Origin of the sequence: Pseudogemmatithrix spongiicola, from assembly GCF_030623445.1 — a bacterium.
In the GTDB taxonomy this organism is placed as follows: domain Bacteria; phylum Gemmatimonadota; class Gemmatimonadetes; order Gemmatimonadales; family Gemmatimonadaceae; genus Pseudogemmatithrix; species Pseudogemmatithrix spongiicola.
The window spans coordinates 373,259-387,913 of record NZ_CP130613.1 but is presented as its reverse complement, the minus strand read 5'-3'; the positions used below and the strand labels follow the sequence as shown (position 1 = coordinate 387,913).

Genomic DNA, 14,655 nt, shown 5'->3' with positions numbered 1-14,655 from the left:
TCCCCCCGCTGGCAAGGGGCCGTGCCGTTTTTGGGGGGTGGTTCGTCTCTCCATGGAACCCCACCTTACCCGCCATGACTGCCCCGACCGCCCGCGTCCGCACCCAAGAGAGCAAGCGCATCCATGTGGTGATGCGCGATGCGTCCCTGCTCGAGGGCTCGATCTACATCGCCGAAGACATGTCCCTCGTTGCGTTCCTCGGGAACCGCAAGGGCGGCTACATGAACATGGTCGATGCCCGACGGCCGAAGCTGCAGGAAGCCCCCGGCCACCTCATCGTCCAGACCGATCTCGTCGTCATGGTCTCGGCGCCCGACGGCAACGTCATCGTGGTGGGCCAGGCGGGTGCCGGCGCCGGCGAACGCGAAGTCGAGGTGTACCTGATCGGCGGCAAGTCGCTGCGCGGCGTGATGTACGTCGCGCCGATGCAGCGCATGAGCGACTACTTGCACCACTGCGGCAAGTTCGTGGGCATCGCCCGCGCGGTGTTCACGGCCGACAACGCCGAGATCGGCGACATCGCGGTCAACACCTCGGCGATCGCGATGATCCGCGAGGCCAAGCCGGTCGGGCAAGGCGAATAGTCAGCGGCGAAGCATCGCGCGCAGGGCCGCGGGGCGGTCGGTGAACATGCCGTCCACCCCCAGATCAAACAGGAAAGCCATCACGGGCTCGGCGTTCACCGTATACGGATGGACGTCGAGCCCTCGTGCATGTGCGGCATCGACGAGCCGCTGGGAGACCAGGCGCCGCGCCGGCCCGAACCCCACCGCATACGCGCGCACCGAATCGAGCAGCGCCTCGAGACGATCCGGCGCGATGTCATCATCCCAGAGCTGCACCAGCTGCAGCCGCGGCTCGAGGGCGTGCAAGCGCCGCAGGCTCGCCGGACTGAACGATTGCACGAGCACGCGCCCCTCCTGCGCGCCACGCCCGACGAGGCCATGCCGCCGCAGGACCGCGAGGAGCGAGTCCTCCATGCCAGGCGCGTCTTCCGGGCGCTTGGTCTCGATGTAGAACCGCGCCCGCCCGGCGTAGCGCGTGAGCACCTCGTCGAGCGTCGCGATGCGCGCGCCCACGTACGAGGCCTGCGCCCGATCGGGATACTCGGCGTTGAACCAACTCCCCACCTCGCAGTTGGCAAGCTGGGCGCGCGTCTTCTCGCGCACCAAGCCGGTGCAGTCGGCGGCGGGGCCCCGCGCGGTGCGATCCAGCGAATCGTCATGCAGGACCACGAGCTGGCCGTCGCGGGTCATCTGGAGGTCCTGCTCGATCCAATCCGCGCCCTGCGCGAGCGCCAGGTCCCACGCGGCGGCGGTGTGCTCAGGGGCGTCCCATGAAGCCCCACGATGGGCGATCACCTGTACATCGGCGGCGATGCAGCCGGTGAGCAGCAGGGGCAGGGCGCGAAGCAGTCGCATGGGCGGAGATTCGCGATTTCGCCACGTGCCGCGCAATCTTCAAGGCGTCACGACCTTGTCCCGGAATCCGATGCGATCGCTCCCGACGCCCGTCCTCGCCCTCCTCGTCGCCGCCGCGCCGCTGGCCGCCCAGCGCCCCCTCGACGTGCCCCACAACGCCACGCTCGCGTACATCGCGTTCCCCAACGCGGTGCACCGCGAAGCGGAGGTCGCCGTGACCTTCCGCGACGTGCCCACCGGTCCGCTCGAGGTGCGCATGGCGCGCAGCTCACCCGGCCGCTATGCCGCGCACGACTTCGCCAAGAACGTCTACGGCGTGCGCGCCTCCGACGCCGACGGGCGTCCGCTCGCCGTCGAACGCGTGCGCCCCAACGTGTGGCGCGTCAGCGGCCACCGCGGCACCGTGCGCTTCGCCTACACGCTGTTCGCCGACCGCGCCGACGGCACCTACGCCGGCGTGGACCGCACGCGCGCGCACCTGAACATCCCGGCGACGTTCGCCTATGCCCCCGCCCTGGCCGAGCGCCCCGTCTACGCCACGTTCGTCGCGCCGGACTCCACCTGGCGCATCGCCACGCAGCTGCAGCCCACCGACGACCCGCGCGTCTTCCGCGCGCCGCACCTGCAGTACTTCATGGACTCGCCGACGCACCTCGGCGCGCTCGACATCCGGGAGTGGCAGGTGGGCCCGGCCGAGTCGCGCCAGACGGTGCGACTCGCCCTCAACCACCTCGGCACGCAGGATGAGGCCACGCGCTTCACCGACCTCACGAAGCGCGTCGTGAACGAGATGGCCGCCGTGTTCGGTGAGTTCCCGCGCTTCGACTTCGGCACGTACACGTTCGTCGCCTGCTACCGACCCAACTGCGCCGGCGACGGCATGGAGCACCGCAACTCGACGTCGCTCACATCCTCCGGCTCGCTCGCGCAGTCCAGCGCGCAGCTGCTCGGCACCGTCTCGCACGAGTTCTTCCATGCGTGGAACGTCGAGCGCATCCGGCCCGCCTCGCTGGAGCCCTTCGATTTCTCCGACGCGAACATGAGCAGCGAGCTCTGGTTCGCCGAGGGCTTCACGAACTACTACGGACCGCTGGTCATCCATCGCGCCGGCATCACGAACACCGCGCAGTATGCGCGGCAGATCTCCGGCGCCATCAACACCCTCACCACGCACCCCGGCCGCCGCTACTTCGGCCCCGTGGGGATGAGCCAGCAGGCGCCCTTCGTGGACGCGGCAACGAGCATCGACCCGAACAACCGCGCCAACATGTTCATCTCGTACTACACGTACGGCGAAGGCATCGGGCTGGCGCTGGACCTCACGCTGCGCGCCCGCGGGCATACGCTCGACGAAGTGATGCAGCTGATGTGGCGACGCTTCGGGGCGCAGACAGCGGGCTATGCGCCGGCGCGGGGCTACACGGTCGCCGACGTGCAGATGGCCGTGGCCGAGGTCGCGCGCGACTCCGTCTTCGCACGCGACTTCTTCCGCGACTACATCTACGGCAGCGAGCTCCCGCCATACGCGTCGCTGCTCGCGCGTGCCGGATTCCTGCTCCGACCGGCCGCGTCGCAGGAAGCCTGGATCGGCGACACGCGGCTCTCGGCCTTCGAAGGCGAAGTCGTGGTCGCCGGACCGACGACCTACGGCTCCCCGATGTACGAGGTCGGCCTCGCGGCCGGCGACCGCATCCTCACGCTGGATAGCACCGCGATCGCCACGACCGAAGATGTGGCGCGCGTCCTTTCCGGAAAGCAGCCGGGCACGCAGCTGCGCGTCACGTGGCAGTCACGCGCGGGCGAGATGTCGGGGACGATGCGCCTGCGCGGAAATCCGCGCCTGGAGGTCGTGCCGTACGAGGATGCCGGTCGCAAGCCGACGGCCGAGCAATTGGCGTTTCGCCGCGCCTGGCTCGGCAGCCGTCAGCGCTAGCCGATACCCCACGAGCGGACGTCCACGGGCGGCGTCTTGCCGAGGGCAAGCGCCGCCAGGGCCTCGCCGACCGCCACGGAGAACTTGAAGCCGAATCCGTTGCAGGCGCTGGCGAACACCATCTGCGGCGCATTCGGCATGCGGTCGATGATGAAGTGTCCGCTGGTCGTGCACGTGTAGAAGCAAGTCACGCTGCGGGCGACCGCGCCGGCGTGCCGTGGCAAGTACGTGCGCAGGATGCTCTCGGCGCCAGCGATGTCGTCCGTGTGCACTTGGCGATTGAGGGCGTCGAGCGGACCGATGCGTCCCGAACCGTGGCCTGCGACCTTGATGAATCCGTGCTGCGCGGGAAACACGGCGGTCGCGTGACCGTGGCCGTCGCCGAGCAGCAGCACCGGCGCATCGGCCCGCGAGGCAGCCTCGGTGAACCAATGCTGCGTGACGCGCTCGACCTGGAGCGCGGGTCCGGTCCAGCCCTCAAGCCCGTTGGTCCAGCCGCCGGCACAGAGCACGATGGCATCCGCCTCGTGCGCGCCGCGCGACGTCTCCGCGCGCACACCGCTGCCTGTGGGCGCGATGCCGTGCACCACGGTGTCGTAGTGCAGCGTCGCGCCGCGCGATTCCGCCATGGCGAGCTGATCCTCGACGATGCGCTCCGGCGCGAGGACGCCGGCGCCGGGGTCCCAGAATCCTTCCGCCTCTGCGGATACCTCAAGCCACGGCCAGCGCCGCGCAATCTCGCGCGATGTCAGCCACTCATGGGGCAGGTGCCGCTCTCGCGCTGACGTCAGCGAACCCGCGAGGTGGTAGTCATCGGGCCGGCCGACGAACAGACCGCCGCTCGGGGTGAAGTACCGACGGCCCGTTTCGCCAGCGAAGTCGGCCCAGAGCCGCTGCGCCCGCGCCACGAGCGGCACGTAGCGCGCGCCTTCCCACGCCGTCGCCCGCGTGATGCGTGATTCACCGTGGGTGGAACCATGCGGATGCGGCGGGCGCCAGCGGTCAAACCCGATGACCGTGGCGCCCGCGCGAACCAGATGCAGCGCCGCCGCACTGCCGACGGCGCCCAACCCGATGACGATGATCCGAGGGCGGCTCACGCCGCCCAAGCTACCGATAGCGGAACTTGTACGTCAGCCCCGCTTCGTACGCCGGGCCTTGGTACGTGCGCGCGCCACCGAAGTCCTCGAAGAAGCGCGTCCACTGATACCGCGCACCCACATTGAGCGCGAGCGAGCGGCTGAACCACCACTCCGTGCCGACGCCGCCCTGCAGCGAGAAGCCGGGGATGATGCCGACACCCGAGCCACCAGTGCTGCCGCCAAGGATGCCGCCGCCGGTGGTCTCGCGATCGTCGATGCCGAGCGTGAGGCCCGCACCACCGAGCACCCAGGGCTCGAAGCGCGCGCCCGCGTCCGTCGCCGGGTAGAACCGGACCGCCGTGGTCTGGGCGACGACCCAGCTCTGCACCGTCTCACCCGGCGTGCCGCCGAGGCCGCCGGTCGCCGGCGTGGACTGCTCGCGCCGCCACACGCCGATGCCGTTCTCGAGCGCGAGCCGCACATCGAGCCCGCGGCGCACGAAGCCGTAGAACATCGGCATCGTGGATACATCGACGCCGCTCGGCGGCTCGATGCCACGCAGTTCCCACGGGCCGACCGTGAGCCCTGCCGCCTTTCGTGCCAGCCGCGCCTCGGCTTCTGCTGTGGACTCGGCGCTCCGCGTGCTATCCTGTGACCGCCGCTGCGCGTGCGCCGCGATCGGGATCGTCATGGTAAGGACAAGACTGAGCAGTACTGCGTTCCTGTGGTACATTTTCAGCTCCGACAATGGTTGGGGGATGCCGTGAAGGAGACTGCGTACCATACCGCCGTGGTCACGCGTGCGTTCCACCCGTGATGCGCGGCAACTCCCCCTTGTGATCGACCTCACTCGAGACCGTTTCTTCATGTCACGCTTGCGCATTTTCGTCGCGACGCTTGCCTTCGCCGCCGCTCCGCTCGCCGCCGCCGCACAGTCGGCCGCCGATGTCGTGGTCTTCAACGGCCGCATCTACACCGCCGATGCCGCGCGGCCGATCGTGCAGGCGATGGCCATCCGTGGCGGACGCGTCGTGTTCACCGGCGACGTGGCCGGCGCCCGCGCGCTCGCGGGCCCGAACACCCGCAGCATCGACCTCGCCGGGCGCACCGTCATCCCCGGCATGACGGACGCGCATGCGCACGTGGTCGGGCTTGGCGACAAGCTCCAGGCCGTGGATCTCGTCGAGACGAAGTCCTACGACGAGGTGATCGCCCGCGTGGTCGAACGCGCCAAGGACACGCCGAAAGGCCAGTGGATCCTCGGGCGTGGCTGGGACCAGAACGATTGGGGCAACACGAATTGGCCCACGCACGATGCGCTCTCGCGCGCCGTCCCCGACCATCCGGTGCTGCTCACGCGCGTCGACGGCCATGCCGTGCTCGCGAACGCCGCGGCGATGCGCGCCGCCAACCTCACGCGCGCGACGCAAAGCCCGGCCGGCGGCGAGATCATCAAGGACGCGCAGGGCAATCCCACGGGCGTGCTGATCGATAACGCCGAGAACCTGGTGGCGCGCGCCGTCCCGGCGCCATCACGCGCGCAGGTGAAGGAGATGATCACCGACGCGATCGCCGAGATGCACCGCTGGGGACTCACCGGCGTGCATGATGCGGGGGCGTCGGGCCTCACGCTGGAGCTCTACGAAGAGCTGGGCCGCGAAGGCAATCTCAACATCCGGCTCTACGCGATGATCTCCGATCACCAGCCGACGATCGACGCGTGGTTCCGCCGTGGTCCGCTGGTGGGCGGCCACAACGGCATGCTGTGGGTGCGCAGCATCAAGCTCTACCAGGACGGCGCGCTGGGCTCGCGGGGCGCCGCGTTGCTCGAGCCTTACAGCGATGCGGCGACGAGCGGGCTGCTCGTCTCGCCGGCGGCGCACATCAAGGACGTCGCCAGCCGCGCGCTCGTCGCCGGGTTCCAGGTGAACACGCACGCCATCGGTGACCGCGGCAACCGCCTGGTGCTGGATTCCTACGAGGCCGCGCTCAAGGAACGCCCGACGGCCGACCATCGCTTCCGCGTCGAGCACGCGCAGATCCTCCACGCCGACGACATCCCGCGCTTCGCGCAGCTGGGCGTGATTCCCTCGATGCAGGCCTCGCACCAGACCAGCGACATGTACTGGGCCGGCAACCGGCTGGGTGAAGGCCGCCTGCGCGGCGCGTATGCCTGGCGCTCGCTGCTCAACACGAACGTCGTCATCCCCAACGGCTCGGACTTTCCGGTCGAGTACGTGAACCCGCTGATCTCCTTCAACGCCTCGGTCGCGCGCCAGGACGCCAACGGCTGGCCGGCCGGCGGCTGGTATCCCGAGCAGCGCATGACGCGCGAGGAGGCGCTGCTCTCGATGACGCTGTGGGCCGCCTACGCTGGCTTCCAGGAGGCCGAGCTGGGATCGTTGACGCCGGGCAAGCATGCGGACTTCGTCGTGCTCGACCGCGACATCATGCGCGTGCCGACGTCGGACATCCTCGGCACGCAGGTGCTGTCCACGTGGGTGGGCGGCCGCAACGTCTACGAGAGGCGCTAGACGATGCCGACCCGCAATCTCTTCATCATCCGCGTGGCGCTGATGACCGGCGTGTTCATGTTCGCCGGCATCGGCTACTTCGGACCGCGTGTCGGCATGGCCCCGACGCTCGAACTCGGCGAGCAGGGCGAGATCCTCCGCTGGCTGGCCCGCGCGCTGTTTGCGATCGCGATCGCGGTCGCGGTGGTCATCCGCCCGAAACTGGAGTCTGCACCGCCCGATCGGCGCTCGCTGTACCTCATCGGCGGCTGGGCCGTCGGCGAGGCCGCGGCGTTGATGGGCATCGTCACCTTCATGGCGGGCGGCGGGCTCGCGCCGTTCTCGCTGGGCCTCCTGGGCTTCGTGTTTACGCTGGTGATGCTGCCCATCCCGAGGCCGCGGCGCTGATGCGCGTCGTCTCGCTATTGCCGAGCGCGACGGAGATCGTGGCCGCGCTCGGCGGCATGGAGCATCTGGTCGGCGTGACGCACTGCTGCGATTACCCGCCCCAGGTGGACTCGCGCGTACGCGTCACGCGCACGGCGATCGACGCCGATGCGGCACCGGGTGTCGTCGATGCGCAGGTGCGGGAGATCACCGCCAGCGGTGCGCCGCTGTACACGCTCGAGGAGGAGCGCATCCGCGCGCTCAAGCCCGACCTGATCCTCACCCAGGCGCTCTGCGAGGTCTGCGCCGTGATGGAGACGGACGTGCGCGCGGTCGCCGCACGCCTCACGCCCACGCCGCAGGTGCTGACACTCTCGGCCACGTCGCTGGATGGCGTGCTCGACGACATCGTCGCGGTCGGCGCCGCCATGGACCTGGCCGACGAGGCGACGGAGTTCGTCGCTGGCGCGCGGGTGCGCATGCGTCGCGTGCACGAGACCTTGAAGGCCGCGCAGGCGCCGCGCCCGCGCGTCGCCGTCATCGAGTGGGGCGATCCCATCTACGCCGCCGGCCACTGGGTGCCCGAGATGGTCAAGCGCGCCGGCGGCATCGACGTGCTCGCCACCGCGGGTGAACATTCGGTCGTGAAGTCCCTGGAGCAGGTGCGTGCGGCGGACGCCGAGATCTTGCTCATCGCGCCTTGCGGCTACGACCTGCCCCGCGCCGTCGAGGAAGCGGAACGGCTACTCGCGCTCCCGGATTGGGCCTTTGCGCGCGGACGGAAGGTGTTCGCGCTTGACGCCAACGCCTTTGCCTCGCGCCCCGGCCCACGGCTGATCGACGGCATCGAGGTGATGGCACGCTTGTTCAACCCGCAGCTCTTCACACCGCTCGACCCCGCATTCGCGCGCGCCATCTGAGGACCCCACCGATGCTCAAGCCGCCCGCCGTCACCTTCCTCAAGCAGCTGCTCGACACGCCCGGTCCCTCGGGCTACGAGTCCGCCGCCGCCAAGGTCTGGCGCGACGAAGCGAAGACCTTCGCCGACGAGGTGCACGCCGACGTGCACGGGAACTCGATGGCCGTCGTCAACGCCAAGGGCGGCCCCACCATCATGCTCGCCGGCCACATCGACGAGATCGGCGTCATCGTGACCTACATCGACGATGACGGCTTCGTGTACATCGCGCCGATCGGCGGCTGGGACCCGCAGGTGCTCGTCGCGCAGCGCATCCGCTTCCAAGGGCGCGACGGCGAGGTGCTGGGGGCCGTCGGCAAGAAGCCGATCCACCTCATGAAGCCCGACGAGCGCGAGAAGGCGTCGAAGATGACCGACCTCTGGGTCGACATCGGCGCGACGACCCGCGCGCAGGCCGAGGCGGTGCTGAGCATCGGCGACGCCGGCGTGATCGACTCGCGCACGCTGGACTTCCCGAACGACCGCATCGTCTCGCGCTCGATCGACGACCGCATCGGCGCCTTCGTGGTGCTCGAGGCGTTGCGCCGCTACGCCGCCGAGCCGGGCGAGGCACGCGTCGTCGCGGTGGCGACGACGCAGGAGGAGATCGCGTACCGCGGCGGCGGCGCACTGGTCGGGGCGCAGCGGGTGAATCCGGCGATGGCCATCGTCGTCGACGTGACCTTCGCCACCGACCATCCGGGTGTGGAGAAGAAGGAGCTGGGCCACTCTCCGCTAGGCTCCGGCCCCGTGCTCACGCGAGGCTCGGTGATCTCGCCCGTCGCGTTCCGCATCCTGCGGGACACGGCGGAGTTGGCGCGCATCCCGTTCACCTTGCATGCCGCCGGCCGCGAAACCAGCACCGACGCCGACGCCATCCACCTCGCGCGCGAGGGCGTGGCGACGGCGCTACTCTCGGTGCCGAACCGCTACATGCATTCCCCGAACGAGATGGTCTCGCTTGTGGACCTCGATCACGCCGCTGCGCTGATCGCCGCGGCCTGCCGCGCGGTCACCACGGACACCGACTTCACCGCGCGCTGAGCCCGCCGCGCGCTCGGCTGCGCCTCAGGCGTCGGCCAGCGCGCGCACGGCGGTGGTCCCCCGACGCGCCGCCTGCGCGACGAGGCGCATGGCGCCCTCGCGCACTTCGCGGTCGCGATCGTCGCGCAGCACCTGTACGGCGGCCATCGCCTGCGGCGTGCGGATCAGCGCCAGCGCCGCACACGCCTGCAAACGGTACGAGGCGCCGCGTCGCCGCTGATGCTGCGTCTCGCCGTTCGCCGCCTTGATCAGCGCCTGCACCGCATCCGCACCGCCGATCGTGCCCAGCCCGGCGATCGCCGCGTACAGCACTTCGCGGTCGGGCTCCGCATCCAGCAAGGGCGCGAGCAGCCTCACGGCGATCTGACCCCGAGGGATCACCGCCGCCACGGCGCGCAGGCGCACGATGGGCTCGTCATCGGTGAGTCCCACGCCGATGGCATCGAGCGCCGCCGCCGACGGGAATCGCTCCAGCGCTGCCATGACCTCGCGACGCGTGCGCGCGTCGGGATGCCGCAGTTGCTCCAGCACCAACTGCTCGGCCCGGGCATCGCCGAGCGCGGCGAGCAGCTCGATGCCTTGGCGCACGCGGAGGTCGTCGGTGTGGCGGACGAGGTCGAACAAGGCATCATGCGTGCGGCGCAGTGCGCGCAGCGCTTCGAGGCAGGCCTTGCGAGCGTCCGGCGTCGGCGCGTTCACCAACTCGTCGATCATCGCCTCGGCGCCGTCCGTGCCGTAGCGGTGCAGGATGGCCTGCAGCTGCCGCGTGGCGACCGCATCGGCGGCGCGCGTGCGGCGCAGCGTCGCCACTTGCCGCAGGATCACCGGCGTGGCCAGCCGACGCACGGCGCGCGCGAACTCACGCCGGCGCTCATCGGACGCATCGCGTTCCAGCTGCGCGTGCTCGATGGCCACGAGGCCGGCCAGCGCATGGGTCATGCGGTCGAAGCGCCCGGTACGGAACGCCAGGTCGGCGAGCAGCGTGAGCCGGTCCAGGGGATCGCGCAGCAGCTCGACGTCTTCCGTGGCGAGCAAGGTGCCGAACAGCGCCTGCAGCTCGTCGTCGCCGCCCTCCGGCAGCGGCAGGGCTTCGACGAGACGGTCGGACCGCGCATCGCCGGTCGCAGTGGCCTCGTCCGGCGTCGGCGCCTGGGCCGACGCCGGCTCGCGCACCGATGCGGGCTCCTTCACCGACGGCGCTTCAGGTTCGTCCGCGACCACCGCCTGCCGCAGCGTCCGGGGGATCGCACGCGCATCCACGGCGGCGGCGCGCGCCGCGAAGAAGGCAACCGGATCCGCCTGGTCCGGCGTCGTCGCGAGCAGCTTCACGAGATCGAAGAGGTCCGCGTCGGTGGCCTTGTCCGACAGCACGAGCCGTTCGACACCGTAGGACTGCAGGCGTCCCGCGAGCAGCGTGAGCGCCGCCTGGGTGTCCGCGTCCTCCGATGTGACGGCGCTCTCGCCGTCACGGAGCGCACCGTCCGCGCTGACCCCAAGCTCGGCCTGCGCCTTCTTCAACGCCTTCACCAGCGCACGCAGCTCGCCGCGGTGCTCGGCGAGTGCCGCCGGCGCGGCGACGATGTGCGCAACCACCCGCGCGAGGCGCACGGGAATCCTCGTGTCGGGGGCGGCGGCGTCGCTCACGGTCTGCTGGTGTGCATCTCGGGTTCCGCGTAACATACGCGCTCCACCCCCGCTGAGACCATCATGCGCCAGCTGATCCCTGCCCTCGCGTTCTTCGCCCTCGCCACCACGGCGGCTGCCCAGGAGTATCCCACGCGTGGCAGCGGCACGGTGGTGCTGCGCGCCGCGCGCGTCATCGACGGCACGGGCGCCGCACCGATCCAGAACGGCGTCGTGGTCGTCACGGACGATCGCATCGTCGCCGTGGGCGCGGCCAACGCCGTCCGCATCCCCGCCGGCGCGCGCACGCTCAACCTCGGCGACGTCACGCTGCTGCCGGGATTCATCGACCTGCACGTGCACCTCATCGGCCGCGAGGTCGAGGATCCGGGCGCGCAGACCTCGGCCACGCGTGACTATCCCGGTTTCCTTGCCGCGCTCGGGACGGAGTACGCGCGGCAGACGCTGATGGCCGGCTTCACCAGCGCGCGCATGGTCGGCGCACCGGGCTTCCAGGATGTCGGCCTCCGCGCCGCGATCGACGCCGGCTACGTGCCCGGCCCGCGCCTGCAGGTGGCCGGCCACTCCCTCGGCATCACCGGCGGCCACTGCGACGAGAACAACTACCGGCCCGGCCTGTTCGACGGGACGCCGGAGACGGGCATCGCGGACGGCGTGGATGAAGTGCGTCGCGCCGTGCGGTACCAAGTGAAGTACGGCGCCGACGTCATCAAGACCTGCGCCACCGCCGGCGTGCTCTCGGGCGGCTCACAGGGCATCGGTGCGTCGCAGTACAGCGTCGAGGAACTCGAGGCGATGGTCACCGAGGCGCGCACCCTGGGCCGCAAGGTCGCCGCGCACGCGCACGGCACCGAAGGCATCAAGCGGGCGGTGCGCGCGGGCGTGGCGAGCATCGAGCACGGGTCGTTCCTGGACGAAGAAGGCGCACGGCTGATGGCCGAGCGCGGCACGTACCTGGTGCCGACCTTGATGGCCGGCGAGGCCGTCGAGCGCGCCGCCGCCGCGGGAGGGCTGCCGCCGTTCATCGCGGAGAAAGCCCGCGCAGCCGCCGCCGCGATGCGCAACGCCATCAAGATCGCCAAGGCCGCCGGCACGCCGATCGCCCTCGGGACCGACGCAGGCGTCGGTCAGCACGGGCAGAACGGCCATGAGTTCACGCTCATGGTGCAGTGGGGCGGCCTCACGCCGATGGAATCGATCGTCGCCGGGACCGCGAGCGCCGCCAAGGTGCTCGGCTGGGAGGACCGCGTCGGCACGCTGCGCGCCGGCCTGCTCGCCGACATCGTCGCCGTGCCCGGCGACCCGCTGCGCGACGTGACGCTGCTCGAGCGCCCGAGCTTCGTGATGAAGGGCGGCGTCGTGTTCCGCGGCGAGGGCGCGGTGCGCTAAGCGCCCCGCGGGCATCGCGCCGTGCCGCTGCACTGCTGGTCGAGCGCGCACTATGTGATTGCGCTCCCCGAGGGGCATCGCTTTCCGATCGCCAAGTACGCGCTGCTGCGCGACGCCGTCCTCGCCGAGGGCGTCGTCGCGCCGGCCGCGCTGCATGATCCGGCACGCGCGCCGCTCGAGGACGTGCATCGCGTGCACGATGCCGAGTACATCACGCGGCTCCTGCGCGGCACGATGCCCGCCGCCGAGCAGCGCGCACTGGGCTTCCCGTGGAGCGAAGGGCTGGTCGAGCGCTCCTTCCGCGCGTCGGGCGGTACGCTCGAGGCGGCACTGCATGCCTTGGACGCCGGCATCGCGATGAATCTCGCGGGCGGCACGCACCACGCCTTCGCGTCGCACGGCGAGGGATTCTGCGTGCTCAACGACGTCGCCATCGCCGTGTGCGCCCTGCGCGCCCAGGCCCGCATTCGCCGCGCCGCAGTGATCGACCTCGACGTGCACCAAGGCAACGGCACGCACGCGATCTTCGTCGGTGACGACGACACCTTCACCTTCTCGATGCACGGCCGGCGCAACTATCCGTTCCGCAAGGTCGCGGGCACGCTCGACGTCGAACTCGAGGACGGCACGGGCGATACCGAGTACCTCGAGAAGCTGGCCGAGGCGCTGCCGCAGGTGCTCGCCGCCGCGCGCCCGGACCTCGTGCTGTACTTGGCGGGCGCCGATCCCCACGAGGGCGACACGCTCGGCCGCCTCAAACTCAGCTTCGACGGCTTGATGCGCCGCGACGCGCTGGTCCTCGAGGCCGCCCGCAGCGTCGGCGTGCCCGTGGCGATCGCCATCGCCGGCGGCTACGGCGCCGACATCCGCGACACCGTCCGGGTGCACGTGAATACCGCCCGCGTCGCCGCGAGCTTTCTTTAGGGCATGCCTCCGATTCCTCCGCCCTCCGCCGAGGGCGTCACGACGACCACCGCGCTGCCGCTGTACTGGTGCCGCTACGACGCCCCGCAGCCAAAGGGCACGCTCGTGCTCCTGCATGGAGGTCCGGGCGCGCACCTCGACTACCTGCTGCCGCAGATGCTCGAGCTGGCGCGCCATCACGACGTGCTCCTGTACGACCAGCGCGGCGGAGGCCGTTCCAAGACCGACGACCGCACGCCGATCACCTGGCACACGCAGGTGGAGGACCTCGCGGCGGTGCTGGCCGAGCTGCACGACGGACCGGTCACGCTGGTCGGGTACTCGTGGGGCGCGATGCTCGCGATGCTGTACGCCATCGAAGCCGCGGCCGGCCGCGTGGCCCCGGCGCCGGATCGGCTCGTGCTCATCAGCCCCGCGCCCCTGAACCGCAGCTGGCGCGCCGAGTTCGAGGCGACCTTCAGCGCACGCCAGACCGGCCCCGCCGTCACGGCAATGCGCGCCGAGCTCCAGGCCAGCGGCCTGCGTGAGTCCGACCCCGAAGCCTACAAGCAGCGCAGCTTCGAACTCTCCGTCGCCGGCTACTTCGCCGATCCGTCACGCGTGCACGACCTCACGCCCTTCCGTGTGACGGGCCGCGTGCAGCAGAGCATCTGGGAATCGTTGGGCGACTTCGACCTGCGGGACGCGCTCCGGACGCTCCGCATCCCCGCACTGGTGGTGCACGGGCGGCAGGACCCCATCCCCCTCGCCTCCGCGCAGGCCTGCGCCGCCGCGCTCGGCGCCGAGAGCCTGTGGCTGGATGACTGCGGGCACGTGCCGTATGTTGAACAACCGGCACGGCTCTTCGCCGCCGTCGAGGACTTCCTCGCACGCACGGCATCCTCACTCGGCCCCTGATGGCGACGCACGACGAGATCATCCAACCGTATGTGGCGACCGTCGAGATGGACGGGCGCCGCTACAACGTCTCGGTGCGCATCACCTACGACGGCATCGAGTACGTGGGCCGTCTCTGGTTCGCCGACGAGGCCTGGGATGATCTCGGTCTGCCCGACCGCGGCGCGTTGCCCGGCCGCTCCCGCGAGGAAGTGATCGCGCTCGCCAAGCGCATGTCGCCGCAGGAGCTCATCAAGCGCCACCGCCGCGCGCTGGCCGAAAAGCGCCGCTTCCTCGGGCTGCGCAAGCACACCGACGAGATCCTCGCGAAGATCCGCTATCTCAATCAGGTGGCGGTCTCCATGCGCGCCGGCTTGCTCGATGTCGAGGCCGCGGCGGAGGAGATCGACCTCACCGAACGACAGTTGCACCAGCTCATCGACACGCTGTCGGAGCACGCGGGCAAGGAAGAGTGAGCGCCGGG

At 70.6% G+C, this 14,655-nt stretch carries 14 protein-coding genes; 10 read left to right on the top strand and 4 right to left on the bottom strand.

Going from position 1 to position 14,655, the window contains the following annotated elements; all coding sequences use genetic code 11:
• The first annotated feature begins 74 nt into the window (after positions 1 to 74).
• Positions 75 to 584, top strand: a complete 510-nt coding sequence (locus Strain318_RS01775) for a hypothetical protein (protein WP_367886819.1) — start codon at positions 75 to 77, stop codon at positions 582 to 584.
• Here the strand turns inward: Strain318_RS01775 and Strain318_RS01770 are convergent, their stop codons facing one another.
• Positions 585 to 1,421 carry a glycerophosphodiester phosphodiesterase gene (locus Strain318_RS01770; protein WP_367886818.1) on the bottom strand — a complete coding sequence of 279 codons (837 nt, stop codon included), beginning with the start codon at positions 1,419 to 1,421 and terminating at the stop codon, positions 585 to 587.
• 70 nt (positions 1,422 to 1,491) lie between these two features.
• Here Strain318_RS01770 and Strain318_RS01765 point away from each other — a divergent pair, with 70 nt between their 5' ends.
• On the top strand, positions 1,492 to 3,354 hold the full coding sequence (locus tag Strain318_RS01765) for a M61 family metallopeptidase (protein WP_367886817.1): 1,863 nt from the start codon (positions 1,492 to 1,494) through the stop codon (positions 3,352 to 3,354).
• Here Strain318_RS01765 and solA read toward each other — a convergent pair.
• Together solA and Strain318_RS01755 are read right to left on the bottom strand one after the other, a co-directional pair.
• Positions 3,351 to 4,454 carry an N-methyl-L-tryptophan oxidase gene (solA, locus tag Strain318_RS01760; RefSeq protein ID WP_367886816.1) on the bottom strand — a complete coding sequence of 368 codons (1,104 nt, stop codon included), beginning with the start codon at positions 4,452 to 4,454 and terminating at the stop codon, positions 3,351 to 3,353. The two genes, Strain318_RS01765 and solA, sit on opposite strands and share 4 nt — an antisense overlap.
• 10 nt (positions 4,455 to 4,464) lie before the next feature.
• Positions 4,465 to 5,127 carry a hypothetical protein gene (locus Strain318_RS01755; RefSeq protein ID WP_367886815.1) on the bottom strand — a complete coding sequence of 221 codons (663 nt, stop codon included), beginning with the start codon at positions 5,125 to 5,127 and terminating at the stop codon, positions 4,465 to 4,467.
• Positions 5,128 to 5,302: 175 nt separating this feature from the next.
• Here Strain318_RS01755 and Strain318_RS01750 point away from each other — a divergent pair, with 175 nt between their 5' ends.
• The 4 genes from Strain318_RS01750 to Strain318_RS01735 are packed head-to-tail and all read left to right on the top strand — an operon-like array spanning position 5,303 to position 9,338.
• Positions 5,303 to 6,970, top strand: coding sequence for an amidohydrolase (locus Strain318_RS01750; protein WP_367886814.1), 1,668 nt, complete (start codon positions 5,303 to 5,305; stop codon positions 6,968 to 6,970).
• 3 nt (positions 6,971 to 6,973) lie between these two features.
• Positions 6,974 to 7,357, top strand: coding sequence for a hypothetical protein (locus Strain318_RS01745; protein WP_367886813.1), 384 nt, complete (start codon positions 6,974 to 6,976; stop codon positions 7,355 to 7,357).
• A complete protein-coding gene (locus Strain318_RS01740; protein ID WP_367886812.1) occupies positions 7,357 to 8,256 on the top strand; it encodes a cobalamin-binding protein in 900 nt (299 codons plus the stop codon). Before Strain318_RS01745 ends, Strain318_RS01740 begins: the two co-directional genes overlap by 1 nt.
• Before the next feature lie 11 nt (positions 8,257 to 8,267).
• Positions 8,268 to 9,338 carry a M42 family metallopeptidase gene (locus tag Strain318_RS01735; RefSeq protein ID WP_367886811.1) on the top strand — a complete coding sequence of 357 codons (1,071 nt, stop codon included), beginning with the start codon at positions 8,268 to 8,270 and terminating at the stop codon, positions 9,336 to 9,338.
• Positions 9,339 to 9,362: 24 nt separating this feature from the next.
• Here the strand turns inward: Strain318_RS01735 and Strain318_RS01730 are convergent, their stop codons facing one another.
• A complete protein-coding gene (locus tag Strain318_RS01730) occupies positions 9,363 to 10,982 on the bottom strand; it encodes a HEAT repeat domain-containing protein (protein WP_367886810.1) in 1,620 nt (539 codons plus the stop codon).
• A gap of 63 nt (positions 10,983 to 11,045) precedes the next feature.
• On the opposite strand from Strain318_RS01730, the gene Strain318_RS01725 reads away from it, so the two are divergent.
• The 4 genes from Strain318_RS01725 to Strain318_RS01710 are packed head-to-tail and all read left to right on the top strand — an operon-like array spanning position 11,046 to position 14,647.
• The gene (locus Strain318_RS01725) at positions 11,046 to 12,371 is read left to right on the top strand and encodes a metal-dependent hydrolase family protein (protein ID WP_367886809.1); all 1,326 of its coding nucleotides are present in this window, start codon (positions 11,046 to 11,048) and stop codon (positions 12,369 to 12,371) included.
• 54 nt (positions 12,372 to 12,425) lie between these two features.
• Entirely contained in the window at positions 12,426 to 13,295 is an 870-nt protein-coding gene (locus Strain318_RS01720) for a histone deacetylase family protein (RefSeq protein ID WP_367886808.1), read from the top strand.
• Positions 13,296 to 13,298: 3 nt separating this feature from the next.
• On the top strand, positions 13,299 to 14,192 hold the full coding sequence (locus tag Strain318_RS01715) for an alpha/beta fold hydrolase (protein ID WP_367886807.1): 894 nt from the start codon (positions 13,299 to 13,301) through the stop codon (positions 14,190 to 14,192).
• Complete coding sequence (locus tag Strain318_RS01710; RefSeq protein WP_367886806.1) at positions 14,192 to 14,647, top strand: hypothetical protein; 456 nt, start codon at positions 14,192 to 14,194, stop codon at positions 14,645 to 14,647. Before Strain318_RS01715 ends, Strain318_RS01710 begins: the two co-directional genes overlap by 1 nt.
• Positions 14,648 to 14,655 lie beyond the last annotated feature (8 nt).